Here is a 25773-nt window from a genome sequence, read left to right on the forward strand (position 1 = left end):
CAGTGTGGGCCCAGTGATGTTGGATGTCGAAGGGTATGAGCTGGATGCGGAAGAGCGAGAAATTCTGGCGCATCCGCTGGTGGGAGGGTTGATCCTCTTTACCCGAAATTATCACGATCCGGCGCAGTTGCGCGAGCTGGTGCGCCAGATCCGCGACGCCTCCCGGAACCACCTGGTGGTGGCGGTCGATCAGGAAGGGGGGCGGGTTCAGCGTTTCCGCGAAGGGTTTACCCGTTTACCGGCGGCCCAGTCTTTCGCCGCGCTGCTGGGGATGGAAGAGGGGGGCAAACTGGCCGCCGAAGCCGGCTGGCTGATGGCCAGCGAAATGATCGCCATGGATATCGATATTAGTTTTGCGCCAGTGCTGGACGTCGGCCATATCAGCGCCGCAATCGGCGAACGTTCTTATCATGAAGATCCGCAGAAAGCGCTGACGATGGCGCGTCACTTCATTGACGGGATGCACGCCGCGGGCATGAAAACCACCGGCAAACACTTCCCGGGTCACGGGGCGGTGACTGCCGATTCGCACAAAGAGACGCCGTTCGATCCGCGGGCGGCATCGGTTATCCGCGACCATGATATGGCGGTGTTCAAAAGCCTTATCGCCGAGCAGCGTCTGGATGCCATTATGCCGGCGCATGTGATTTACCCGGAGCTCGATCCGCGTCCGGCCAGCGGCTCGGCGTACTGGCTGAAAACGGTGCTGCGCGGCGAACTGGGCTTTGACGGGGTGATTTTCTCCGACGATCTGTCGATGGAAGGGGCGGCGATCATGGGCAGCTATGCCGAACGCGGTCAGGCATCGCTCGACGCCGGTTGCGATATGATCCTCGTCTGCAATAATCGTAAAGGCGCGGTCAGTGTGCTGGATAACCTGTCGCCGATCAAAGCAGAGCGTGTTACGAAATTGTATCATAAAGGTTCCTTTTCCCGTCAGGAGTTAAGGGATTCAGCCCGTTGGAAAACGGTGAGTGCCCAGCTGGAGCAGCTTCATGCGCGCTGGCAAGAGGCGAAGTCCGCGTAACGCTCTACGGGGCGTTGTTGTCTGGTGAGGATGCGATGATTATCTATTTACACGGTTTTGACTCGAACAGCCCCGGTAACCATGAGAAGGTGATGCAGCTGCAGTTTATCGACCCGGACGTGCGGTTGATTAGCTACAGCACGCGGCATCCCAAGCACGATATGCAGCATTTGCTGAAAGAGGTCGATAAAATGCTGCAGCTCACTGCCGATGACCGGCCGCTGATCTGCGGCGTCGGCCTTGGCGGCTACTGGGCGGAGCGGATTGGTTTTCTGTGCGATATCCGCCAGGCGGTGTTCAATCCAAACCTGTTTCCGCATGAGAACATGGAAGGCAAAATCGACCGACCGGAAGAGTATGCTGACATCGCCACCAAGTGCGTGACCAACTTCCGCGAGAAGAACCGCGATCGCTGCCTGGTGGTGCTTTCCCGCCAGGACGAGGCGTTGGACAGCCAGCGTTCCGCCGATCTCCTGCACCACTATTATGAAATTATCTGGGATGAAGAGCAGACCCATAAGTTTAAAAATATCTCGCCGCATCTGCAGCGGCTGAAAGCGTTTAAAACCCTCGGCTAACTGCTTTTCCCTTGTTCCCAAACCCGCGTCGGGTTCACCACGCGGGTTTTTTCATGTCTACACTTATTGGTTTCGCTGAAAAAATACGCGACAAAACTTGATGCACATCAATTTTGGTATGACCAATGCACCGTTCATGGTATTCTCGACAGTGCTGAATGGTTTCATTAACGTAACTTGTTGTTAAATAAAGGCTATTTCAATAACTTTTATTTAACAATTGGTTAATAATTTTAGGGGTACACATGACTACGCCATTGAAAAAAATCGTAATTGTGGGTGGCGGCGCTGGCGGACTGGAACTGGCAACTCAGCTGGGGAGAAAGTTAGGGCGCCATAAGAAAGCGAAAATCACCCTGGTGGACCGTAACCACAGCCATCTGTGGAAGCCGCTGCTGCACGAAGTGGCCACCGGTTCTCTGGATGAAGGCGTTGATGCGCTGAGCTATCTGGCCCATGCCCGCAACCACGGTTTCCAGTTCCAGCTGGGCTCGGTGGTTGATATCAACCGCGAAGGGAAAACCATCACCCTCGGCGAGCTGCGCAATGAAAAAGGCGAGCTGCTGGTGGCTGAGCGTAAACTGCCGTACGACACGCTGGTCATGGCGTTGGGCAGTACCTCGAATGACTTTAATACCCCTGGCGTAAAAGAGAACTGCATTTTCCTCGACAACCCGCACCAGGCGCGTCGCTTCCATCAGGAAATGCTCAACCTGTTCCTTAAATACTCTGCTAACCTCGGCGCTAACGGTAAAGTAAATATCGCCATCGTCGGCGGCGGCGCCACCGGCGTGGAGCTCTCCGCTGAGTTGCACAATGCGGTGAAACAGCTGCACAGCTACGGCTACAAAGGGTTGACCAACGAAGCGCTGAACGTCACGCTGGTCGAGGCGGGCGAGCGCATTCTGCCTGCGCTGCCGCCGCGCATTTCCGGGGCAGCGCATAATGAGCTGACTAAGCTGGGCGTACGGGTTCTGACGCAGACCATGGTCACCAGCGCGGATGCGGGCGGCCTGCACACTAAAGATGGCGAATATATTGAGGCGGATCTAATGGTCTGGGCGGCGGGGATCAAAGCGCCAGATTTCATGAAAGAGATCGGCGGCCTCGAAACCAACCGTATCAATCAGCTGGTGGTCGAGCCGACGCTGCAGACTACCCGCGATGCGGATATTTTCGCCATCGGCGACTGCGCCTCCTGCGCCCGTCCGGAAGGCGGCTTTGTGCCTCCGCGGGCCCAGGCGGCGCACCAGATGGCTACCTGCGCGCTGAACAACATCCTGGCGCAGATGAAAGGCAAACCGCTGAAGGCATACACCTATAAAGACCATGGCTCGCTGGTGTCGCTGTCAAATTACTCCACCGTCGGCAGCCTGATGGGTAACCTGATGCGCGGTTCGATGATGGTGGAAGGGCGCATTGCGCGCTTCGTGTACATCTCCCTGTACCGTATGCACCAGATTGCTCTGCATGGTTACTTCAAGACCGGCCTGATGATGCTGGTCGGGCGCATCAACCGCATCATTCGCCCGCGCCTGAAGCTGCACTAATCGCTGTCGCGACCCGGAGGCGCGCTCTGAGGGCGCCTCCGGGCTCTTCTGCTGGAACCGCAGAGATCCCGCTCGGAATCCTCTGAATCCCTTTGATTTGCAGCGAATTCTCGCACTTTTCATCCGCTATCTGATTTGCGCCCTCCCGGCTCCGGTTGCAAAATTGTATCAACAGCAACAAAGGAGGAACTCCCGTGAATAAATCTATGTTGGCGGGTATAGGGATAGGCGTGGCTGCCGCGCTGGGCGTTGCAGCTGTCGCTGGTCTCAACGTGTTGGATCGCGGCCCGCAGTATGCGCAAGTGGTCTCCAGTACACCGATTAAAGAAACCGTGAAAACGCCGCGTCAGGAATGCCGCAATGTCACGGTGACTCATCGTCGTCCGGTACAGGATGAAAACCGCATCGCCGGTTCGGTGCTGGGCGCGGTGGCGGGCGGGGTGATTGGCCACCAGTTTGGCGGCGGTCACGGACGCAGCGTGGCGACGGTCGTAGGTGCGCTGGGCGGCGGCTATGCAGGCAACCAGATCCAGGGCGCGATACAGGACAACGATACCTACACCACCACCCAGCAGCGCTGCAAAACGGTGTATGACAAATCCGATAAAATGCTCGGCTACGATGTGACCTATAAGATAGGCGATCAGCAGGGGAAAATCCGCATGGATCACGATCCCGGCAGCCAGATCCCGCTGGACAACAACGGCCAGCTGGTCCTGAACAACAAAATCTAAAAACAGATTTGTGTAGTGATTAGCCCCTCAATCGCTCAGGCTGAGGGGCTTTTTTTATCAGAAGGTTAAGGCGTAGTTCAGACCAAAGGTGCGGCCACGACCTTTGTACTCATACAGCGATGAACTGCCGTAGGTTGGGCTGTAGAGCAGCGGCGCGCGCTGGCCCCAGATAGTGACATAGTCTTCGTTAAGCAGGTTTTCGATACTGAAGGTCACTTTCCCCACCGGCAGCGCGTAACTACCGATAAAATCGACGGTGTTATAGCCTTCCAGCTTGTTACCGGCGGCATCGCTGAGGTCAAATACCTGCTGACTCTGCACGCGCAGGCTCCACGGATCCGGCGCCCAGCCCACCCAGGCGGTGGCTTTAGACGGCGAGGCGAGGGTGACGTCCCATTTTTGCCAGCGGCCGTCGGTCTGCACCTGGGATTTCAGCACGTTGAAGTTACCGCCGACGCTCCAGTCGCTATCCGGAATAAAGTAGTCGACCGCCCCCTCAACGCCGTAAATACGCCGTTTGTCGGACTGAACGTCGATGGTCATGTCGGTGCGGTTGACGACAATGGTCTTATCCGAGGTCGAGTAGTACGCCGCCAGCTGGGTGCGCAGGTTATCGCCGGTGTAGCGCCAGCCCAGCTCGTACGAGTTAACTTTGATCCCCTGCAGCGGCGAGTCATCGACGTTGACGCTGGAGATCAGCGGCAGATGACCATTCACCGCAGCGCCATATTTACCGATGCCATAGTATTTACCAGGGTCCGGTAGCTCGACGCCCTGCGAGAAGTTAAACCAGGTTTGTTGACGCTCGGTCAGGTGGACCACGATCCCGGCGTTAAACAGGAAATTGTCATAATCGGTTTTGCCGCCTTTGATGGCGTCGGCGGAGCGCGCTTTGCCGTTGGCGATATCCTGCTGCTGGGCGTAGCCGACAAAGTCGTCGACCCGGTTTTCGGTCCACTGGTAGCGTACCCCGCCGCTGACGGTAAAGATATCGTTCAGATCGTAGCTGGACTGCAGGAATGGCGCGACATTGGAAATACTGTATCCCGGGTAGCGGCCGGTTGTGTAGATCGATTCGTTGTGCAACCCGCCGGAGGCCATCGATTGTGGCAGATCGAAGAACATTTGGTTGGCATTAAAGGTCTCATGATCGGCGTCGAGACCCCAGGTGAGATCCCACCCCGCCAGCGGTTGGCTGTTGAGGGTCAGCTTGGCCCCATACTGATCGGTATCCTGCTGCGACGAGGAGAAGCTACTGACCTGACCTTTCGTGAGCGTCGGGAACGGATAGAAGGTGAGGGACTCATCGCGATAGTACACCTGGCTCACCAGATTTTGGCCGAAAAAGTCGGCATCGGAGTACTGGAGGCTGATCAGATGGCGTTCGGTGCCGGGGATACGGTCGGAATTGAGCCCGTCGGTGGTATACGCTTTGCCGCCGCTGGTGACCGCGGACATGTTCTTCCCGAGCCACAGACCGTAGTCATCATCGCCCTGGCTTTTATAATACTGGGTGACCAGCTGCAGCTGGCGGTTATCATCGATCTCAATTGTCCCCGTCCCCATCACGTCGAGGCGGTCAGAGTGCTGGAGCCCCGTTTGGGTATTATCGAGGATCAGCGCATCGTTATTGCCGTCGTACCAGCCGCCGAAACGCTGATAGGCTACCGACAAGCGGCCGGATGCGTGGTCTGTTCCGCCGCTGACGGCCGCCGCGACGCGCTCATCATGATCGTTGCTGTTCGCAAAACCGCTCTTGCTGCCCACCTCAAGATCGACCTGACGATCCTGCTGCCCCTTTTTGGTAACGATGTTGATAAGCCCGCCGGTACTGCCCCCGCCGTACAGCGAGGTCGCTCCGGAGATCACTTCGATATGTTCGATGTTGAATGGATCGATGGCGTCGAGCTGGCGGCTGTCGGTGCGTGAGGAGTTGAGCCGGACGCCGTCAATCAGCACGACGATTGCGCGCCCGCGCATGTTCATCCCATAGTTGGTCCGCCCCTGGCTGCTGACGTCGATGCCGGGGATCAGCTGCGCCAGCACGTCTTTGAACTCTTTCCCGCCCTGGACCTGCTGCTCAATCTCCTGGCCCTCAATGACCCAGGTGGTTTGGGCCATTTCGGCCACGGTGCGATGGGTGCGGTTTGCGCTAACGATGATGCTGTCTTCATCAGACTGAGCCGCCAGCGCAGGCAGCGTGCTGGCCAGCAGCAGAGGGTGGAGCACCCAGAGGCGCTTTTTCATATCCATTCCTTTTATGAGCAAGTTGCTTTGTCGTTGTTATGGGCCGGCGTCGGCCGGTATTCGTTACAATGCGAAACATCTGGAAAAACTCAAAAAAGGATTTTGCACATAATGAATATCGCAATCAATATCATTTGCGTTTATCTTGCGCGAGAAAAGGTAATAAAAATCAATCTATTTTGTGGGGATAAAGCCAACAGGAGAGCGGATCCGGCGGCAGAATACCGCCGGAAGCAGGGCGCATCAGGACTCGAGGACCTGCGGCCAGAGACGGAGAGTGGTGTCGGTGATTTGCATCAGCTTGTCGAAATCCGCGCCTTCCCGGGCGCTAATCGACATCCCCTGCAGAACGCAGTTAAGAAATTGCGCCAGCTGCGCGACATCGCGGCCCGCGGGCAGTTCGCCCTGCGCCTGCCGCTGCTGCAGAAACTGGGTTAGCGCCTGCTCCTGCATCGCATGGCGGGATTTGATGGTATTGGCGATATCCGTCGAGGAGGCGGCCAGCGCGGCGGAGGTATTGATGATAAAGCAGCCGGCCGGCGTCTCTTTGCTGGTAAAGCAGGTGGCGACCGCCGTGAAGTAGTCACGCAACGCGCGATCGACGGATTTTCCCTCGGCAAACAGCACGGCTTCGTGCTTCGCGGCAAAGCGCGAAATGTAACGATCCAACACTGCGCGGAATAGGCCTTCTTTATTCACAAATTCCGCATACAGGGTGGGGGCTTTTGCTCCTGTCGCCTCGACCAGATCGGCGAGCGAGGTCGCCTCATAGCCGTGCTGCCAGAAGAGTGTCATGGCTTTGTCCAGCGCCGCATCCCTGTCGAACACCTTCGGTCGGCCACGGCTTTTTTTGGCGCAACTTTGAACGTCAGTTGTCATGGTGCCGTTGTACCTATGTTGGTTTGGTGAAAGGCCATTATAAAAATAAACGATCGCCGGGGCCAGCGCTGTCGGTTTAAAAATAAATAATTCATATATGTATGAAATTTAAGCATTTTATAAATAGTTAAACGATCGTTATAAAAATGCATTGACGTGTGATATAGATCACATTATTATTTACCTATCGATCGTTAAGTTAATGCTTGCGACCCTACTATAAAATTCATCTGCACAGGTATAATAATCATGAAAACCGTTAATACTCTGGCTATTGCCGCCGTTTTAAGTTCCCTTTCTTTCGCCAGCTTTGCCGCTGTAGAGGTGCAGTCCACCCCTGCAGGACAGCATAAAGTAGGCACCATCTCTGCTTCTGCCGGGACTAACCTGGGCTCGCTGGAAGACCAGCTGGCGCAGAAAGCGGATGAGATGGGCGCCACTTCATACCGTATTACTTCGGTAACCGGTCCGAATACCCTTCACGGTACCGCCGTTATCTACAAGTAAGCCCGATGCGTCGCTGCCCGGCCCCCTTCACCGGACGGCGATGAGTAAGACCCTGTTGTACCCCTGTTTGACCCTTGCCAACAAAAAACCCGCCATCAGGCGGGTTTTTTGTTTTGTGCAGCGTAAGACTACAGCGACTGCGGTCCAGGCTCAGCATGACGGGTGACGTCAATCGGCATGCCCGAGCGATAATTCATCGCGCGCTCCATCACCGTCCCGTCGGTCTGCGGCGCCTGTTTGAACGCAGTCATGGCCGCATTAAGCGTAATGGGCAGGGTCTGCGGGTCGTCATCGATATGCTCAGACAGCGGCTGATGGACCTCAACCAGACGGCGGCCATCCGGCTCAACCGACGCCTTGATCGGCGTGTTGATAATGTTCACCTTCGTGCCCGGCGAGATAGTGTTGTACAGCGCCTTGATATCGTTATCGCGCAGACGAATGCAGCCGGAACTGACGCGCATACCGATGCCGAAATCGGCATTGGTGCCGTGCAGGAGATAGACTCCGCCATAGGCGGCGAGGCGGATGGCGTGATGGCCCATCGGATTGTCAGGACCAGCAGGCACTACCGCCGGCAGCTCAATCCCCATAGCCTTGTAGCGCGCGCGAATGTTGGCGGTAGGTGTCCAGGTCGGATTGGCCCGTTTGTCGGACACGGTTGTGACCATCGTCGGTGTGATGGTGGTCCCACCCAGCTGGCCGATGCCGATTGGGTAGACGGTCACTTCATTCTTGCCCGGCGGGTAATAGTAGAGGCGCAGTTCGGCGAGGTTTATCACCAGCCCTTCGCGCGGCGCATCGGGCAGCAGCGTCTGCAGGGGGATGGTCAGCACGCTGCCGGCGCGCGGAACATAGGGGTCAACCCCGGGATTGGCCTGCAGCAGGGCCAGGAAGCCGACATTGTACTTCTTGGCAATCGCTTCCAGCGAACCGCCGTCATCCTGTACCACATGAAACTGATTCTGACCCACCAGCCGGCTGCCCGGCGGGGGAAGGGGCCAGGTGTTAGCGCGCGCGGGGAGGGCCAGCGCGGCGACTAACGCGACTAGCGTCAGCCAAAGCGTCACGGGGAAACGGTTTCTCATTACCATAACTCCAAAATATGTAAGTGGTTATTTTTATACGAAAAGCAGATGAGATTATGGCGTGAGTCTGTGTGGGGAAATCCAGGCGGATTGCAAAATGTTTGTAAAGATTGCGAGGTATGTGGGAAGGGAGATACGGCAGCGGGGCCGTATCTCCTGCCAGTCAGGCGACGGCGTTCTCTTCCAGCTGGCGCATAAACTGGCGAACCCAGTCCATCCGCGTTTTACGCTCCTCCAGGTCCTGCATGAACTTCAGGCGCGTGGGACCGTCCAGGCGGAAGTGCTGGGGCTGCTTTTGCAGCAGGCCGATCAGCCACACCGGATTGACGTTGTTTTTCTCGTTAAATTCGATCACGCCGCCTTTTTCGTTGCTTTCCAGCTTGCGGATCCCTAACTTTTGCGCCTGCTGACGCAGACGGGCGATATCCAGCAGGTTGCGGGCGGCATCGGGCAGGCGGCCAAAACGATCGATCAGCTCGACTTTGATCTCCTCCAGATCCTGTTCGTTTTTGGCGCTGGCAATGCGCTTATAGAATGACAGGCGCGTATTGACGTCAGGGATGAAATCATCAGGCAGCAGGGAAGGCATGCGCAGTTCAACCTCCGTCTGCTGACTGGTGAGATCTTCCAGCGAGGGTTCACGCCCGGCTTTCAGCGCATCGACTGCGTTCTCCAGCAGCTCCATATACAGGGAGAAACCGATGGTTTCCATCTGACCGCTCTGATCTTCCCCAAGCAGTTCCCCGGCCCCGCGAATCTCCAGATCGTGGGTTGCCAGCGCAAAGCCGGCGCCGAGATCTTCCAGCGACGCAATGGCCTCGAGGCGCTTTTGCGCATCGGTGGTCATCGCTTTCGGATGCGGCGTCAGCAGCCAGGCATAGGCCTGGTGATGCGAACGGCCAACGCGGCCGCGCAGCTGGTGCAGCTGGGCGAGGCCAAAATGGTCGGCGCGTTCGATGATGATGGTGTTGGCGGTGGGAATGTCGATCCCGGTTTCGATGATGGTGGTGCACACCAGCACATTGAAGCGTTGATGATGGAAGTCATTCATCACCCGCTCCAGTTCGCGCTCCCTCATCTGACCGTGACCGATGGCGATCCGCGCCTCCGGCACCAGCTCCGCCAACTTGTCGGCGGCTTTCTGGATGTTCTCAACGTCATTAAACAGATAGTAGACCTGGCCGCCGCGCAGCGTTTCGCGCAGGATCGCCTCGCGCACCACCAGGGCGTCATATTCGCGAACGAAGGTCTTCACCGCCAGGCGGCGCGCCGGCGGCGTGGCGATGATCGACAGATCGCGCATCCCGCTCATCGCCATGTTCAGCGTCCGCGGGATCGGCGTGGCGGTGAGGGTCAGGATATCGACATCGGCGCGCATCGCTTTGATGCGCTCTTTATGCCGCACGCCAAACCGGTGCTCTTCGTCGACGATCAGCAGCCCGAGATCGCGCAGCTTCACCTCGCTCTGCAGCAGCTTGTGGGTGCCGATCAAGATATCGATTTTGCCTTCCGCGGCCTGCTCGAGGATCTGCGCCTGCTCTTTAGCGCTGCGGAAGCGGGAGAGCATTTCGATACGTACCGGCCAGTTGGCGAAACGATCGCGGAAATTGTCATAGTGCTGCTGAGCCAGCAGGGTGGTCGGCACCAGCACCGCCACCTGCTTGTGGTTCTCCACGGCGAGGAAGGCGGCGCGCATGGCCACTTCGGTCTTGCCGAAGCCCACATCGCCGCATACCAGGCGGTCCATGGCCAGCGGCTGGCACATATCGCTGAGGACGGCGTTGATCGCCTGCGCCTGATCCGGCGTGGTTTCAAATGGGAAGCCGTCGCAGAACAGCTGATACTGTTCGCGGTCGTGTTTAAAGGCAAAACCCGCCTTCGCCGCGCGCTGGGCGTAGATATCCAGCAGCTCGGCCGCCACGTCGCGTACTTTCTCAGCCGCTTTTTGTCGCGCCCGGGTCCAGGCATCGCCGCCCAGCTTGTGCAGGGGGGCGTTTTCTTCCGCCCCGCCGGCGTAGCGGCTGATAAGATGCAGGGACGATACCGGAACGTATAGCTTGGCATCGTTGGCGTAGGTTAGCATCAGATATTCGCCGGTGATGCCGCCGGCTTCCAGGGTAGTCATGCCCGCGTAGCGGCCCACGCCGTGTTCCAGGTGAACGACCGGCTGGCCGATATGCAGTTCGGCGAGGTTGCGAATCAGAGTGTCAGGGTTAATGGTGCGGCGCGAATCCTGACGACGGCGCGCCACCCGCTCGCCGAGCAGGTCGCTCTCGCAAATCAGCGCCAGGCCGCGCTGGCTGTCGATAAACCCGTGCTCGGCGGCGCCAATCATCAGATAGCGGCCGTTGCCGGTGGCTTCCTCCAGACGCAGCACATGTTTTGGCGCAACTTTAATCCGCGCCAGCATTTCGCTCAGCGCTTCACGGCGGCCTTCGCTTTCCACCGAGAAGATCACCGGACCGGTAAAGGACTCGAGGAAGCGGCGCAGATTATCCAGCGGCGCTTTGTTCTGCGCCTGGACGGCGAGGTCCGGCAGCGTCTGGTAGCCCAGATTAGTATTCGCCGCTTTGTCCGCCAGACGTTCGGTTTTCAGCTGCACGCGCGGCCATTTTTTCAGTTCGCTGAATAGCTCATCGCTGCGCAGCCACAGCAGCTCAGGCGGCAGGAGCGGGCGCATCGGGTCGACGCCGCGGTTTTCAAAGCGGGCGCGGGCTTCATTCTGGAATCGCTCCGCGCTGGCCTCGAGATCGCCGGTGTTGACGATCAGCGTGCTGGCCGGGAAATAGCTGAATAACGGCGGCAGCGGCTCGCTGAAGAACAGCGGTTGCCAGTATTCGATACCGGCAGGTAGCGTCCCTTTACTGACCTGCTGATAGATGTGTTCGGCATCGCGCTTCACCTCAAAGCGGTCGCGCCACTGGCTGCGGAACAGCTCAATAGCGGTCTGGTCGGTGGGGAACTCGTGCGCCGGCAGCAGGTTAATGGCCGCCACTTCCTCCAGCGTGCGCTGGCTGTCAACGTCGAACAGGCGCAGGCTGTCGATTTCATCGTCAAAGAAATCAAGGCGGTAGGGCTGATCGCTACCCATCGGGAACAGGTCGAGCAGCGCGCCGCGGGTAGCATATTCGCCGTGCTCCATCACCTGATCGACATGGCGGTAGCCGGCCCCCTCCAGCTGATCGCGCAGCGCATCGCGCGACAGGCGCTGGCCCTTTTTCATCACCAGCGCGTGGCCGTGAAGGAAGCTGTGCGGACAGACGCGCTGCATCAGGGTGCTGACCGGAACGATCAGTACGCCGCGCTGCATGGTGGGTAACTGGTAAAGGGTGGCAAGACGGGAGGAGATGATGTCCTGATGCGGCGAGAAGCTGTCGTAAGGGAGCGTTTCCCAGTCCGCCAGCCCCATCACCATGCTGTCGGTGAACTGCCTGATCTCGTCGTTCAGACGCAGCGCGTTTTGCATGTCAGGCGCCACCAGCACCACCGGGCCCTTGTGGCGTTCGGCCATCTCCGCCACCAGGGGGGCGCAGGCTGCGCCGGTCAACTCGCCAAGCTGGCGCTGATCGCCGGCTTTCACCGGCAATGAGTATCGATATTGTTCAGGCATAGACGGTTTCATGGTCTCTTAGGGATTCGCTCTGCCGATATGGAGGGCAACTCGCTGATATTCAATAGTGAGATTATCCGCGATTGGTCTGGATTCGCCAACCCGAATTGCCATCGCGTGTTGGGTGAAGAAAGGTCAGCGCTGTCGATAAGCGTAAAGATAAATAAGTAAGTACTTATCTATCCGTTTGTATTTACTTGGTTTTTAGGTTTATTGCTAATAAAGTCGTCATGTATCAGTCGTTTACGCTGCCCCTAATCGCTTATATACTCGGGCATCGGCTATCAGCAACCAGATGGATGACATGTACCAACCTGCCGCACTCTTTATCGGCCTACGCTATATGCGCGGGCGCGCAGCCGACCGCTTCGGTCGTTTCGTCTCCTGGCTCTCAACTATCGGTATTACGCTTGGCGTAATGGCGCTGGTGACGGTCCTGTCGGTGATGAACGGCTTTGAACGCGAGCTGCAAAACAACATCCTGGGGCTGATGCCACAGGCCATTCTTAGCGCCAAACAGGGTTCGGTGAACCCTCAGCAACTGCCGGAGCGCGAAGCGAAACTTAATGGGGTAACCCGCGTAGCGCCGATCACCACCGGCGACGTGGTGCTGCAGAGCGCGCGCAGCGTGGCGGTCGGGGTTATGCTGGGCATTGATCCGGCGCAGAACGATCCCCTGACTCCATACCTGGTGAACGTCAAACAGAGCGATCTGCAGGCGGGCAAATATAACGTTATTCTCGGCGAGCAGCTGGCGGGCCAGCTGGGGGTTAATCGCGGCGATAAAATTCGCGTGATGGTTCCTTCCGCGAGTCAGTTTACGCCGATGGGCCGCGTGCCGAGCCAGCGTCTGTTCACGGTCATCGGCACCTTCGCCGCCAACAGCGAAGTCGATGGCTATCAGATGCTGACCAACATCGACGACGCCTCCCGTCTGATGCGCTATCCGCTGGGGAATATCACCGGCTGGCGCCTGTGGCTGGATCAACCGCTGCAGGTCGACACCCTGAGTCAGCAGACGCTGCCGCCGGGAACTCAGTGGCAGGACTGGCGCGAGCGCAAGGGCGAACTGTTCCAGGCGGTGCGCATGGAGAAAAATATGATGGGCCTGCTGCTGAGCCTGATCGTCGCCGTCGCGGCCTTCAACATTATTACCTCGCTGGGGATGATGGTGATGGAGAAGCAGGGCGAAGTGGCGATCCTGCAGACCCAGGGGCTGACGCCGCGGCAGATTATGGCCGTCTTTATGGTGCAGGGGGCCAGCGCCGGGATCGTCGGCGCGCTGCTGGGAGCGGTGCTTGGCGCCCTGTTGGCCAGCCAGCTGAATAATTTAATGCCGATCATCGGCGCCTTCCTTGACGGCGCGGCGCTGCCGGTGGCGATTGAGCCGCTGCAGGTCATTGTTATCGCCCTGGTGGCGATGGTGCTGGCCCTGTTGTCTACGTTGTACCCTTCCTGGCGCGCTGCCGCCACCCAACCCGCTGAGGCTTTACGTTATGAATAAGATCCTGCTGCAATGCGACAACCTGTGCAAACGCTATCAGGAAGGCAATGTGCAAACAGATGTCCTGCACAATGTCAGCTTCAGCATTGGTGAAGGCGAGATGATGGCTATCGTCGGCACCTCCGGCTCTGGCAAAAGTACGCTGCTGCATCTGCTCGGCGGCCTGGATACGCCCACCTCTGGCGACGTGATTTTCTCCGGTCAGCCGATGAGCAAGCTATCCACCGCCGCGCGCGCCGACCTGCGTAACCGCGAGCTGGGCTTTATCTATCAATTCCACCATCTGCTGCCGGACTTTAGCGCACTGGAAAACGTGGCGATGCCGCTGCTGATTGGCAAAAAGAAGCCGGCGGATATTGAACGCCAGGCGAAAGCGATGCTGCAGGCGGTCGGGCTTGAACACCGCAGCCATCACCGTCCGTCGGAGCTCTCCGGCGGCGAGCGCCAGCGGGTGGCGATTGCCCGCGCGCTGGTGAATAAACCGCGGCTGGTGCTGGCGGACGAGCCAACCGGTAACCTCGACGCTCGCAACGCCGACAGCATCTTCCAGCTGCTGGGCGAACTGAACGTCGCGCAGCGCACCGCGTTTCTGGTGGTGACCCACGACCTGCAGCTGGCGAAGCGCATGAGCCGCCAGCTGGAGATGCGCGATGGCCGTCTGACCGCCGACCTGACCCTGATGGGGGCCGAGTAATGGCGTCTCCGTTATCGTTACTGATTGCATTGCGTTTCAGCCGCGGCCGGCGGCGCGGCGGCATGGTGTCGCTGATCTCGGTAATCTCCACCATCGGCATTGCGCTGGGGGTGGCGGTGCTGATCGTCGGCCTCAGCGCGATGAACGGCTTTGAGCGCGAGCTGAATAACCGCGTGCTGGCGGTGGTACCGCACGGCGAAATCGAACCCGTGAATCAGCCGTGGAATAACTGGCAGGAAGCGCTGGCGAAGGTGCAGAAGGTGAAGGGGATTGTCGCGGCAGCGCCCTATATTAACTTCACCGGCCTGGTGGAGAGCGGCAGCAATATGCGCGCCATCCAGGTGAAAGGCGTCGACCCGCAGCAGGAGAGCCAGCTCAGCGCGCTGCCTACCTTTGTGCAGAATAACGCGTGGGCCGGATTCAAGGCTGGCGAACAGCAAGTGATCCTGGGCAAAGGGGTCGCCGATGCCCTGCACGTGAAGCAGGGGGACTGGGTGTCGATCATGATCCCTAATGCCGACGCCGACCATCAGCTGCTGCAGCCAAAACGCGTCAGGCTGCATGTGACCGGAATTTTACAGCTGAGCGGCCAGCTCGATCATAGTTTTGCCATGATCCCGATGCAGGATGCGCAGCAGTATCTGGAGATGGGCGGCAGCGTGACCGGCATCGCCATCAAGGTCACCGACGTTTTCCATGCTAACAAGCTGGTACGCGACGCCGGCGAGGTGACCAACAGCTACGTCTACATCAAGAGCTGGATCGGCACCTATGGCTATATGTATCGCGACATCCAGATGATCCGCGCCATTATGTACCTGGCGATGGTGCTGGTGATCGGCGTGGCCTGCTTTAACATCGTCTCGACGCTGGTGATGGCGGTCAAAGACAAAAGCGGCGATATTGCGGTGCTGCGCACGCTTGGCGCAAAAGACGGCTTAATTCGCGCGATTTTCGTGTGGTATGGTTTATTAGCCGGATCGGTAGGCAGCCTGTTTGGGGTGGTGATCGGCGTGATCTGCGCGTTGAACCTGACGTCGATCATCAACGGCATCGAATACCTGATTGGGCATAAATTCCTCTCCGGCGACATCTATTTTATTGACTTCCTGCCGTCAGAATTGCACTGGCTGGACGTCTTTTATGTGCTGGTGACAGCACTGTTGCTGAGTTTGCTGGCCAGCTGGTATCCCGCCCGCCGCGCCAGCCGCATCGACCCGGCGAGGGTGCTGAGTGGCCAGTAATTTATCGTCATCGTCGGCCTGGCTGACGACACAAGAGGAATTGCTGAAATGTATTATGGATTTGACATTGGCGGCAGCAAGATAGCGCTGGGCGTATTTAATCAGGAGCGGCGACTGCAGTGGGAAAAACGCGTCGCCACGCCGAAAAGTAGTTATGAGGATTTTCTCCAGGCGGTAGAGGCGCTGGTCCGCGAGGCCGATGAGCGCTTCGACCAGCAGGGTTCGGTGGGGATCGGTATTCCGGGAATGCCGGAAACGGCGGACGGCACGCTGTATGCCGCTAACGTGCCAGCCGCCAGCGGCCGGCCGCTGCGTGCTGACCTCAGCGCGCGGTTGGGGCGCGAGGTGCGTCTCGATAATGACGCCAACTGTTTCGCGCTGTCGGAAGCGTGGGACGATGAGTTTACGCAATACCCGCTGGTGATGGGATTGATCCTCGGCACCGGCGTGGGCGGCGGCCTGGTGTTGAACGGTAAATCGATTACCGGCCATAGCTATATCACCGGCGAGTTCGGTCATATTCGCCTGCCGGTGGATGCCCTGGAGGTGGTTGGGCGCGATTTTCCGCTGCTGCGCTGCGGCTGCGGCCAGCTGGGCTGTATTGAAAATTATCTCTCCGGTCGCGGTTTCGCCTGGCTGTACGAACATTTTTATCAGCAACCGCTCTCCTCGCCGGAGATTGTGGCGCAGTGGCAGCAGCACGATCCGCGCGCGCAGGCGCACGTTGAGCGCTATCTCGATCTGCTGGCGGTGTGTCTGGGGAATATACTGACCATTGTCGACCCGGATTTGCTGGTGCTCGGCGGTGGATTATCTAACTTTACGGCCATTAGCGAAGGGCTGGCGCAACGATTGCCGCGCCATCTTCTGCCGGTCGCCAGGGTTCCGCGCATTGAGCGCGCGCGCCACGGCGATGCCGGGGGAATGCGCGGTGCGGCCTTCCTTCACCTGACCCATTAATCACAGAGGTAGCTATGCAGTCGCGCCGTTTACATCGATTGAGCCGTTTTCGTCGCAATAAACGTCGGTTGCGTGACCGTCTGCGTCAGCGGATTTTCTTTAGGGAGGACAGGATGAAGCCTGAAGCGATGGCAAAACCGAGAGTGGTGGTGTTAACCGGCGCGGGCATCTCGGCAGAGTCGGGGATCAAAACCTTCCGCGCGGCCGATGGCCTGTGGGAAGAGCATCGGGTGGAAGATGTGGCGACGCCGGAAGGCTTCGCCCGCGATCCGGCGCTGGTGCAGGCGTTCTACAACGCCCGTCGTCGTCAGCTGCAGAGTCCGGAAATCGCGCCGAACGCGGCGCATCTGGCGCTGGCGCGTCTGGAGGATCTGCTGGGCGACCATTTTCTGCTGGTCACCCAGAATATTGATAATCTGCACGAGCGCGCCGGCAACCGCCGGGTGATCCATATGCACGGCGAGCTGCTAAAGGTGCGCTGTTCGTGGAGCGGCCAGGTGCTGGAGTGGACCGGCGACGTCACCGCCGAGGACAAGTGCCACTGCTGCCAGTTCCCGGCGGCGCTGCGTCCGCACGTGGTCTGGTTTGGCGAAATGCCGCTGGGGATGGATGAGATCTACAGCGCGCTGGCCGACGCAGATATTTTTATCGCCATCGGCACCTCCGGCCATGTCTATCCGGCGGCTGGCTTTGTGCACGAGGCGCGACTGCACGGCGCCCATACCGTTGAACTGAACCTGGAGCCCAGCCAGGTGGGCAGCGAGTTTGCCGAGAAGCACTACGGGCTGGCAAGCGAAGTGGTACCCGCCTTTATCGATAAGCTGCTGCAGGAAAACGCGTTGTAAACTGAAGCCGCCTGCCGGTAGCCAGGGCGCAGCCCACGGCCGCCGGCAGCGCTGCTGACAAGGATGTCACGTCATGACAGGAGTCAGACCATGCATAATCCGCTGGTTATCGAAGCGATCATGTTGATCGCGGCCATTATCGTTGGCGTCTGGAGCCAGCGCGCTTTACCGCTACATGTCGATAGCCGACCGATCCTCTTCCTGCTATGTCTGTTCCTCGGCACTGGCAGCGCGTTGTGCCTGCTGCTGGATATCTTAGCTCTGCTGTTGACCGGTCAGGTCGCGACGGGCGGTGTGCGAATATACGGTCCGTTGCTGCTGCTGGTGGTGCTGTGGAAACCTCTCAACTGGGTTGTCGGCATCATTGAAGATTTTGTGCAGCGGCGAGCCGAAAAAGGGAAGGGCAAAGGCCAGCACGACGGCGGTCAACGCTGATCCGCCGCCTGCGCCGTGGCTTATTTATAGCGCCTTTTGCATATTAATGACCGAACGGGCGTTCGAGGCGCTGGTAGCCAGCACATCGATAACCCCGGTGCGTAATGCCCCCAGGATCGCTGTCGCTTTCGTACTTTCGGAGGCGATAGCGATGACGCAGGGAATGGCCCGCAGCTGTTCGAGACTTAAGCCAATGACCCGGTCATTCATCACCGTATCGACGGGTTTGCCCTGAATATTGAAAAAGCTGTACCCCGCCAGATCGCCCACCACCCCCTGTTCCTGACGCGCGGTGGCAATTTCCTGCGGCGTAAACCAGCCGAGCTGCACCATAAAGCTGTTTTCATTCATATCGCCGAGGCCGATGATCGCCACGTCAGCTTTGCTGGCCTGTTCGAGCGTGGCCTTAATCAGGCGGTTTTGCATAAAGGCCGCGCGCAGCTCCGGGGTTTCCACATAGGCCGGGGCGTAAAGCGTTTCGCTGAAGCCGTTAAATTTGCGCGCCAGATTCCGGCTGATGTGGTCGGCATCAATCAGCTGATTGTCACGCTTGGTTCCGCCGATGCCGCAGATAAAGCGGCAGTGGCGCTCAGGAAACACGCCAACGTGATTCGCCACCGCGGCCACATTGCGCCCCTGACCAACGGTGACGGTCATATCGTTTTTTAACACCCCGGCAAGGTAGTTACTGACCAGGGCCGCCACCTGCTGGCGCTGTTCATCTTCATCATGGTGATCCAGGGCAATTAGCGCGCGCTTAATGCCAAAGTGCGAAATAAACTGCTGCTCAATCTGGGAGCTGAAGACCGGATGGTATTTGACGCTGATCTCAACAATCCCTTCCTGGCGCGCTTTTTTCAGCAGGCGCCCGACTTTGATACGCGAAATGCCGAATCGTTTGGCGATCTCTTCCTGCGTTTGTTCCTGATCGTAATAAGCCACCGCAATTTCAGTGAGCAGGGCGTAATCTGAGTCTTGTTCAATCATGGCCTGGAATTTCCATCTCTGGTGTCCCTTTTATATTACTGCGCCTGCAAAATAAATTCCTGTGTAACGCGTTGAACAATGTCGCAATAGCCTTGCGCGTCCCAGGCCGCGCGGCCGATAAACAACCCATTGATCTCCTGCTGGCGCAGCAATTCCACCGCGTTTTGCAGCGTTACGCTGCCGCCATAGAGCAGCGGGATACGGGTTCCCGTCTCGTGACCAAACCGCTCGCAAAGCGCCTGACGTAGCGCCTGATGAATGACACCCGCCTCCTGCGGTGAGGCGGGCGTACCATGTTCGCCAATGGCCCACACCGGTTCATACGCAATCAGGGTCCGCAGCGCCTGCTGGTGGCTCAGGCCATACAGGGCGATCTTCATCTGCCGCACCACGCTTTCACGCGACACCTGCCAGCGTTTCTCCTCGGCGCTATCGCCAATACAGATCAGCGGGCGCAGGCCATGACCTAAGGCGCTATGCACTTTTCGATTAATCGCGGCATCGCTTTCATTAAAGGCGGCGCGTCGTTCTGAATGTCCCAGCTCAACAAGTGTGGCGCCGGTTTCTGCCAACATGGCCGCCGAGATTTCCCCGGTCCAGGCGCCCTGATCCGCTTCATGCATATTCTGCGCGCCGGTCAGAAGCGGTAACTGATGCGTTTGCAGAAAATGGCTGACGGGTTGGATCGCGGTGAAGGGGGGAATGACGAAGGGCTGAATAGCAGGGTGACAGCCCTCCGGCATCCGCGCTGCCAGCGTTTCGCACCAGGCCATGGCCTGGGACAGCGGCTTGTTCATTTTCCAGCTGGTTCCTAACCATATCGGGGTCATCATTGCTTCTCCTCTTAATAAAATCAAATACTTGCCAGAAACGGGGCCATACCCTGTATTGAGGTTGAACTTTTTATCACTGTATGAACATATGTTAGATCACATTTTTCGATGAAAAAAATCTATGATTTTTTTTATGTGATCTTCATCACTCATGGCGGCTCATTCATCAGGTAATGTTTTGAGCATATGATTTGGTATTGAACATATGAACAATCAACTGAAAAAATGAGAGGCGCATGATGTCAGCAGAGAAAAAACCCGTTGTGGCGATTACCATTGGCGATCCGGCAGGGATCGGCCCGGAGATCACCGTGGCCACCATGATGGACAAAAGCGTGTATGACGAGTGCAAACCGTTCCTGATCGGCTCGGTACCGATTATCAGCCGGGCGATGAAAATCATGGGCTGCGATTTTGCTATCCATAAAATTGCCCATCCGCAGGAGGCCCGTTTTAGCTGGGGGACGTTGGATGTTCTGGAAACTGGCGACTACGATTGCGACAGTATCGAATGGGGCAAGGTGCAGAAACTGGCGGGGCAAATGTCGCTGGACTATGTGATGAAGTCGATCGAGCTGGGCAAAGCGGGGCTGATCGACGTGGTCTCTACTGCACCAATTCATAAGGAAGCCATCAAGCTGGCAGGATGTAAGCTGCCGGGCCATACCGAAATCTATCAGGTGGAAACCCAATCTGATTACGGTCTGACCATGTTCCACGTCCACAACCTGCGCGTCTTCTTCGTGAGCCGTCATATGGCGCTAAAAGCAGCCTGTGACTATGCCAACAAAGCGCGAGTGCTGGCCTGCGTTCAGCAGATCCACCATGAATTTACCGCCCTGAACATCAAAAATCCGCGCATTGCCGTGGCCGCCCTGAACCCGCATGGTTCCGACAATGGTCTGTTTGGTCACGAAGAGGCTGACAATCTGATCCCGGCGGTGAAAGCGGCCCAGGAGATGGGGATCAACGCTATCGGGCCGGTTCCGGCCGATTCCGTGTTCCATCTCGGCAAACAGGGGCGCTACGACGCCATTCTCTCGCTGTATCACGATCAGGGGCATATTGCCTGCAAAACCCTCGACTTTGAACGTTCGATCACCATTACCTTCGGCCTGCCGTTTATGCGCAGCTCCGTCGACCATGGGACGGCGTTTGATATCGCCGGTACCGGTAAGGCGGGTACCGTCAGTATGCTGGAGTCGACGCTGGTGGCGGCCCGTTACTGGAAAATGAAGCATCAATAATCGCTGAGGTTCATGCGAATCACGAGGACAGAGAAATGGAAAAACATCTGTTGATTAGCAAGGGCTGTAAGGGCTGGGGCGGGCCGCTGACTATCACGCCAGGTCAGGGGAAAAAGATTGCGTACATCACCGGGGGGATCCGTCCCCCGGTCGTCGACCGCCTGAGCGAACTGACCGGCTGGCCTTCCATTGATGTATTCAAGAATGGCGAACCGCCGGCGGAAGAGATTGGTTTAATGGTCATCGACTGCGGCGGCACGTTGCGCTGCGGACTCTATCCGAAGCGGGGAATTCCCACCATTAACCTGCATCCCACCGGTAAAAGCGGCCCGCTGGCGGAATTTATACACGAAGGGATCTACGTCTCCGGCGTGACGCCAGCCTGCATTGAGATGGTCTGGCCGCAAGGGGAAGGCGGAAAGCTTGGGATCGTGGCTGACGATCTGACCGGGGCAACTACCGTCGGGGTGCTGCTGGCGCGCAGTGGTTTAAAAACCGCCGCGTTTTTCGATACCGAATCCTTCGCCCGCAATGAGGTAGAGTATCCGGCGATGGTGGTCAGCAGCGACAGCCGCCCATTGCCGAAAGCGGAGGCCCAGCACAAAGTGAGCGCTGCGGTGAAACAGCTGCAGGCTCGCGGCGCGCATTACTTCACCAAGCGGATTGATACCACGCTGCGCGGCGGCATCGGATTTGAAATCGACGCCATGCTGGAACAACTGCCGCAGGAGACGGTGGCGGTTGTGGTGCCGGCGATGCCGCAGTCACGGCGTATTCTCGTCGGCGGTTACTCGGTGATTGATTCGGTAGCCCTGTCGCGGACCGATGTGGCTCGCGATGTACGTACCCCGGTCACCGAGTCGTGGGTGCCGGGACTGTTGGCGGCGCAGACCCATCATCAGGTCGGGCATATCGCGCTGACATCGGTGATGAAAGGCGAAGGGCAAATCCAGCAGGATTTACAGGAACAACAACAGCGCGGCGTGCGGGTGATAGTGGTCGATGCGATAACCGTCGACGATGTCGATGCCATCGCCGGGGCGGTAGTGGCCCTGAACTGGAACGTGCTGGCCGTCGATCCGGGGCCCTTTACCGAACGGCTGGCGGTTCGTCGCGGCCTGATGCGCGAAGCGCGGAGCAGCGCGCCCGCGAGCCTGACAGCGGACGGCCAGCGCGGCTCGATTTTGATCGTTGCCGGCAGCGCAACGCCAGTAACCAAAAAACAGCTCCAGTATTTGATCGCTAATGATGCCCGGGTCTGCCATATCCCGGTGGATGCCGAGCTGTTGGTTGACCGGAAAAACGCCGCTGAGATTGAAGTCAATCGCGTGGTGCAGCATGCCCGACAGTGCGTTCCGGCGCAGCACAACGCGCTCTTTGTTTTTGAGTCCGCCTTGACCGGGCGGTTGCTAAACCTTCAGGAAGAGGAGCAGCGATTTGGTCTGGCCCACGGTGAGGCTGCGCAAAATATTAACCACGGATTGGGCAGTATTGTGCGCGAGGTGCTTAACTGTGCGTCGGGTGAAATTAAAGGATTGTATATGACCGGTGGTGACACCATGGTCAATGTACTAAAAGAGCTGGGCGCCACCGGAATAGAAATGATTGACTATGTCATCCCGCAAACCGATATGGTGCGGATCATTGGCGGCGATTATGCCGGCTTAATTTGCGTCGGGAAAGGAGGGCTAACCGGACCGGAAGATATTATTAGCATCATTGTTGACCGAATTTATCAGGAAGCACAGCAATAACCCAGTAATCTAATAACTAATAAACGACGTAATGGTCGTCAGGGTAGTATTGCGTCGTTATCTCTGTTAAATCTTAATTTAAGAGTTACCCTATGAATATTAATATACTTGAAAAAATGAATAAGGTGCCCGGTGGGTTAATTATTATTCCACTGCTGGTGGCTATATTAATTAATACTTTCGCGCCCCAGGTGCTCAGCATTGGCGGCCCGACCACCGCCTTATTTAAAGTCGGTTCCAGCGCCATGATGGGCATATTTTTGCTCATTTGCGGAACCTCGATCAATATCCGTCAGGCCGGGTTGCCGCTCTATAAAGGCGCCGTGCTGCTGTTTCTCAAATGTCTGGCCGGGGCACTGGCGGTATGGGTTGCGGGAACGTTGTTTGGCCCGAGCGGTTTTCTCGGAATATCGACCCTGGCGCTGATTGCCTGCCTGACCAGCTCGAACAGCTCCCTCTATATCGCATTGTGCAGCAACTATGGCGATGCCAGTGATGCCGGGGCGATCTCCGTATTCTGCATCAAGGATGGTCCGTTTGTTACCATGATGGTGCTGGGCGTCAGCGGCCTGGCCAATATTCCCTTCGCCGCGCTGCTGTCGATGCTGATCCCACTGCTGATTGGCATGCTGTGGGGCAATCTGGACGAACGCTTTAAACAGTTATGCGCTGCGGCGCAGCCGCTGGTGATCATTATTATGTCGTTCGCCATCGGCGCCAACTCCAGTATCAATACGGTGTTCACCGCCGGGCTGTCCGGGATCCTGTTGGGGATTATCTCCGCGCTAACCGGGATTGTGTTCTACTTTATCTACAACCTGTTTTTGAAGAAGAAAAGCGCGCTGGGCGCCGCGCTGGGAACCACCGCCGCCAGCTCGGCGCTGACGCCGGCGATGGTTGCCCAGGCGGATCCTTCGCTGGCGATGTACGTGGATGCCGCCACCGCGCAGCTGGCGACGGCGAGCATTATCACCATGATCACCGCGCCGATACTGGTCGCCTGGTTTGATAAACGGCTGAAAAAGCGTGCGCCAGCCGCTGAACCGCTGAAAGAGGTGAAAAGTGAAGAGAGCGTGACATTATCTTCCCCTGCCGCCAAAGGACACAAATAGTATGAGCGTGCCGTTGTATTCATTACGGATTACCGCCGTCGGGGAATATGTTGAGTGTTCTTTGCGGGAGCTGCGGCTTATTTTATTCTCCGATGCCGTTCCCGACGATATTGCGAGTTATTGCGCTGTACACCAGGCCAGCGAACTGACCGCCGAGTTATCGCCTGGTCAGCAAATGAAATTAAATGATAAAAATTATCGGGTGACCGCGGTAGGCCGTGTGGCAACGGCAAATTTACGACAGCTTGGCCATATCACGCTAAATTTTGATGGCGCAGATATCGCTGAATTACCCGGGACGGTACACCTTTACGGCGAACCACCACAAATTATTCAGCCTGGCGACCAAATTTCGTTTTACCCGAATTGTCATTAAGACGTACTGTTAAATTAAGGAAATAACCATGAAAACAATCGCTATTGGTGCGGATGATGCCGCCTATGCTTTTCGCGATTCCATCGTCGCTTATTTGAATGGGTTGGGAATTAACGTCGCGGATTACAGCAGCGATAAACGCCAGGGGAGTACCGTTTATCCGGATGTTGCCCATGCGGTGGCGATGTCGATTAAACAGGGCGAACACGAGCGTGGGATCCTGATCTGCGGTACCGGCATTGGGATGAGTATTGTGGCCAATAAAGTCCCCGGGGTCCGCGCCGCACAGTGTCACGATACCTTCTCCGCCGAGCGAGCGCGTAAAAGTAACAACGCGCAGATTATTACCCTTGGCGCGCGGGTGATTGGCGCTGAGCTGGGCAAAAAAATTATTCAGGCGTGGCTTGAGTCCGAATATGAAGGCGGTGGATCCGCGCCCAAAGTGGAACGTATTGATTATTACGAACACCAGCATGCCAGAGATTAATGTCCGCAGTCGTAAGATAAGGAACAGATGATGAGCCAGTTAGACGAACTGAAAAAATACACCACGGTTGTTGCTGATACCGGCGATATTGAATCGATTAAAAAGTTTGCACCCCAGGATGCGACCACCAACCCCTCGCTGGTGCTGAAGGCCGCGCAGCTGCCGCAGTATCAGCCGCTGATTGCCGATGCGATTGGCAAGGCACGCCGCCAGGGAGGCAGCGCAGAAACGCAATTGATTAACGCCTGCGATCAGGTGGCAGTGGATATCGGCAGCGAGGTGCTGCGCCATGTGCCCGGGCGTATCTCCACCGAAGTGGATGCCCGCTTTGCCTGGGATCGCGGGATGTGCGTCGCGAAGGCGCGCAAGCTCATCCAGTTATATGAGAAAAATGGCATTGGTCCCGAGCGGATTTTAATTAAGCTCGCCGCCACCTGGGAGGGCATTCGCGCTGCCGAAGAGCTGGAGCAGAGCGGTATAAACTGCAACCTGACGCTGCTGTTCTCTTTCGCTCAGGCCCGGGCGTGCGCCGAAGCGGGCGTCTTTCTCATCTCGCCCTTTGTGGGCCGCATCTACGACTGGTATCAGAAGCACCAGCCGCAGTCAGCCTATCAGGTGGACAGCGACCCGGGGGTGGTCTCCGTGCGCCAGATTTATCAGTATTACAAATCCCATGGCTATGACACGGTGGTAATGGGCGCTAGCTTCCGTCGAATTGAGCAGATCCAGGCGCTGGCGGGCTGCGATCGCCTGACTATCTCTCCGGCACTGCTGGACGAGCTGGCGGCCAGCGAAGGAGTGCTGACCCGCCAGTTGACTCCCGGCTGCGTGACGGAAACCCGTCCCAGCCCGATAACGCAGGCGGAGTTCCTCTGGCAGCATCATCAGGATCCCATGGCAGTGGAAAAACTAGCGGAAGGGATCCGACTGTTTGCTGTCGATCAGGTGAAACTGGAACAACAGATTCAGCAGATGTTGTAATCCGCGGGGATAAAGACTGATGAAAACGACAAATACCACTCGCCGCCAATGCGCCAACGCGCTGCGCGCCCTGAGCATGGACGCTGTACAGAAA

General features: G+C 57.6%; 26 protein-coding genes. 19 read left to right on the forward strand and 7 right to left on the reverse strand.

Features of this window, described 5'->3' with window-relative positions:
• Positions 1-16 precede the first annotated feature (16 nt).
• From nagZ to KHQ23_RS11060, 4 genes are all read left to right on the forward strand, one after another.
• Complete coding sequence (gene nagZ, locus KHQ23_RS11045) at positions 17-1027, forward strand: beta-N-acetylhexosaminidase (RefSeq protein ID WP_004147935.1); 1011 nt, start codon at positions 17-19, stop codon at positions 1025-1027.
• A gap of 35 nt (positions 1028-1062) precedes the next feature.
• Positions 1063-1605, forward strand: coding sequence for an alpha/beta hydrolase YcfP (gene ycfP, locus KHQ23_RS11050; RefSeq protein ID WP_002900775.1), 543 nt, complete (start codon positions 1063-1065; stop codon positions 1603-1605).
• Positions 1606-1850: 245 nt separating this feature from the next.
• Positions 1851-3155, forward strand: coding sequence for an NAD(P)/FAD-dependent oxidoreductase (locus KHQ23_RS11055; RefSeq protein ID WP_002900778.1), 1305 nt, complete (start codon positions 1851-1853; stop codon positions 3153-3155).
• A gap of 194 nt (positions 3156-3349) precedes the next feature.
• Positions 3350-3889 (forward strand): glycine zipper 2TM domain-containing protein, encoded by a 540-nt coding sequence (locus KHQ23_RS11060; protein ID WP_073553768.1) that lies wholly within the window; start codon positions 3350-3352, stop codon positions 3887-3889.
• A gap of 57 nt (positions 3890-3946) precedes the next feature.
• Here the strand turns inward: KHQ23_RS11060 and KHQ23_RS11065 are convergent, their stop codons facing one another.
• Positions 3947-6136, reverse strand: coding sequence for a TonB-dependent siderophore receptor (locus KHQ23_RS11065; RefSeq protein WP_032434314.1), 2190 nt, complete (start codon positions 6134-6136; stop codon positions 3947-3949).
• Between the two features lie 68 nt (positions 6137-6204).
• On the opposite strand from KHQ23_RS11065, the gene KHQ23_RS11070 reads away from it, so the two are divergent.
• Positions 6205-6327, forward strand: coding sequence for a hypothetical protein (locus KHQ23_RS11070; protein ID WP_004140642.1), 123 nt, complete (start codon positions 6205-6207; stop codon positions 6325-6327).
• A gap of 52 nt (positions 6328-6379) precedes the next feature.
• Here KHQ23_RS11070 and KHQ23_RS11075 read toward each other — a convergent pair whose 3' ends face one another.
• Complete coding sequence (locus KHQ23_RS11075) at positions 6380-7015, reverse strand: TetR/AcrR family transcriptional regulator (protein WP_004140640.1); 636 nt, start codon at positions 7013-7015, stop codon at positions 6380-6382.
• Positions 7012-7167: a hypothetical protein gene (locus KHQ23_RS11080; RefSeq protein WP_004147941.1), complete on the reverse strand. Its 156-nt coding sequence runs from the start codon at positions 7165-7167 to the stop codon at positions 7012-7014. Before KHQ23_RS11080 ends, KHQ23_RS11075 begins: the two co-directional genes overlap by 4 nt.
• A gap of 97 nt (positions 7168-7264) precedes the next feature.
• On the opposite strand from KHQ23_RS11080, the gene bhsA reads away from it, so the two are divergent.
• Entirely contained in the window at positions 7265-7522 is a 258-nt protein-coding gene (gene bhsA, locus KHQ23_RS11085; protein ID WP_002900788.1) for a multiple stress resistance protein BhsA, read from the forward strand.
• A gap of 128 nt (positions 7523-7650) precedes the next feature.
• On the opposite strand, the gene KHQ23_RS11090 is transcribed toward bhsA, so the two are convergent.
• Complete coding sequence (locus tag KHQ23_RS11090) at positions 7651-8610, reverse strand: L,D-transpeptidase family protein (protein ID WP_002900790.1); 960 nt, start codon at positions 8608-8610, stop codon at positions 7651-7653.
• Positions 8611-8773: 163 nt separating this feature from the next.
• Positions 8774-12220 (reverse strand): transcription-repair coupling factor, encoded by a 3447-nt coding sequence (gene mfd, locus KHQ23_RS11095; protein WP_073553769.1) that lies wholly within the window; start codon positions 12218-12220, stop codon positions 8774-8776.
• A 39-nt stretch (positions 12221-12259) separates the two neighbouring features.
• On the opposite strand from mfd, the gene KHQ23_RS11100 reads away from it, so the two are divergent.
• From KHQ23_RS11100 to KHQ23_RS11130, 7 genes are all read left to right on the forward strand, one after another.
• Positions 12260-12391 (forward strand): hypothetical protein, encoded by a 132-nt coding sequence (locus KHQ23_RS11100; protein WP_004140630.1) that lies wholly within the window; start codon positions 12260-12262, stop codon positions 12389-12391.
• 133 nt (positions 12392-12524) lie between these two features.
• Positions 12525-13724: a lipoprotein-releasing ABC transporter permease subunit LolC gene (lolC, locus tag KHQ23_RS11105; protein WP_002900795.1), complete on the forward strand. Its 1200-nt coding sequence runs from the start codon at positions 12525-12527 to the stop codon at positions 13722-13724.
• Positions 13717-14418 (forward strand): lipoprotein-releasing ABC transporter ATP-binding protein LolD, encoded by a 702-nt coding sequence (gene lolD / locus KHQ23_RS11110; RefSeq protein ID WP_002900798.1) that lies wholly within the window; start codon positions 13717-13719, stop codon positions 14416-14418. The genes lolC and lolD overlap by 8 nt, the downstream gene beginning before the upstream one ends.
• Positions 14418-15662, forward strand: a complete 1245-nt coding sequence (lolE, locus tag KHQ23_RS11115) for a lipoprotein-releasing ABC transporter permease subunit LolE (protein ID WP_004176565.1) — start codon at positions 14418-14420, stop codon at positions 15660-15662. Before lolD ends, lolE begins: the two co-directional genes overlap by 1 nt.
• 48 nt (positions 15663-15710) lie before the next feature.
• The gene (gene nagK / locus KHQ23_RS11120) at positions 15711-16622 is read left to right on the forward strand and encodes an N-acetylglucosamine kinase (protein WP_015958185.1); all 912 of its coding nucleotides are present in this window, start codon (positions 15711-15713) and stop codon (positions 16620-16622) included.
• Between the two features lie 14 nt (positions 16623-16636).
• Complete coding sequence (gene cobB / locus KHQ23_RS11125; RefSeq protein ID WP_004176563.1) at positions 16637-17467, forward strand: Sir2 family NAD+-dependent deacetylase; 831 nt, start codon at positions 16637-16639, stop codon at positions 17465-17467.
• 90 nt (positions 17468-17557) lie between these two features.
• On the forward strand, positions 17558-17902 hold the full coding sequence (locus KHQ23_RS11130) for a hypothetical protein (RefSeq protein WP_015958187.1): 345 nt from the start codon (positions 17558-17560) through the stop codon (positions 17900-17902).
• Positions 17903-17926: 24 nt separating this feature from the next.
• Here the strand turns inward: KHQ23_RS11130 and KHQ23_RS11135 are convergent, their stop codons facing one another.
• Both KHQ23_RS11135 and KHQ23_RS11140 read right to left on the reverse strand, forming a co-directional pair.
• Positions 17927-18889: a sugar-binding transcriptional regulator gene (locus KHQ23_RS11135; protein WP_004140612.1), complete on the reverse strand. Its 963-nt coding sequence runs from the start codon at positions 18887-18889 to the stop codon at positions 17927-17929.
• 35 nt (positions 18890-18924) lie between these two features.
• On the reverse strand, positions 18925-19719 hold the full coding sequence (locus KHQ23_RS11140; RefSeq protein ID WP_004211823.1) for a triose-phosphate isomerase: 795 nt from the start codon (positions 19717-19719) through the stop codon (positions 18925-18927).
• A gap of 242 nt (positions 19720-19961) precedes the next feature.
• Here KHQ23_RS11140 and pdxA point away from each other — a divergent pair, with 242 nt between their 5' ends.
• The 6 genes from pdxA (at position 19962) to tal (ending at position 25679) form a co-directional block, all read left to right on the forward strand.
• Positions 19962-20969 carry a 4-hydroxythreonine-4-phosphate dehydrogenase PdxA gene (pdxA, locus tag KHQ23_RS11145; protein ID WP_004179336.1) on the forward strand — a complete coding sequence of 336 codons (1008 nt, stop codon included), beginning with the start codon at positions 19962-19964 and terminating at the stop codon, positions 20967-20969.
• A gap of 35 nt (positions 20970-21004) precedes the next feature.
• On the forward strand, positions 21005-22723 hold the full coding sequence (locus KHQ23_RS11150) for a four-carbon acid sugar kinase family protein (protein ID WP_004183649.1): 1719 nt from the start codon (positions 21005-21007) through the stop codon (positions 22721-22723).
• Positions 22724-22815: 92 nt separating this feature from the next.
• Complete coding sequence (locus KHQ23_RS11155) at positions 22816-23835, forward strand: 2-keto-3-deoxygluconate permease (protein WP_004140602.1); 1020 nt, start codon at positions 22816-22818, stop codon at positions 23833-23835.
• A 1-nt stretch (position 23836) separates the two neighbouring features.
• Positions 23837-24211: a PTS glucitol/sorbitol transporter subunit IIA gene (locus KHQ23_RS11160; RefSeq protein ID WP_004892984.1), complete on the forward strand. Its 375-nt coding sequence runs from the start codon at positions 23837-23839 to the stop codon at positions 24209-24211.
• Between the two features lie 28 nt (positions 24212-24239).
• A complete protein-coding gene (gene rpiB / locus KHQ23_RS11165; protein ID WP_004179338.1) occupies positions 24240-24698 on the forward strand; it encodes a ribose 5-phosphate isomerase B in 459 nt (152 codons plus the stop codon).
• 30 nt (positions 24699-24728) lie between these two features.
• Positions 24729-25679, forward strand: coding sequence for a transaldolase (tal, locus tag KHQ23_RS11170; RefSeq protein WP_032434318.1), 951 nt, complete (start codon positions 24729-24731; stop codon positions 25677-25679).
• Positions 25680-25773 lie beyond the last annotated feature (94 nt).

The sequence above is a fragment of the Klebsiella sp. 64 genome (assembly GCF_018223915.1).
In the GTDB taxonomy this organism is placed as follows: domain Bacteria; phylum Pseudomonadota; class Gammaproteobacteria; order Enterobacterales; family Enterobacteriaceae; genus Klebsiella; species Klebsiella pneumoniae.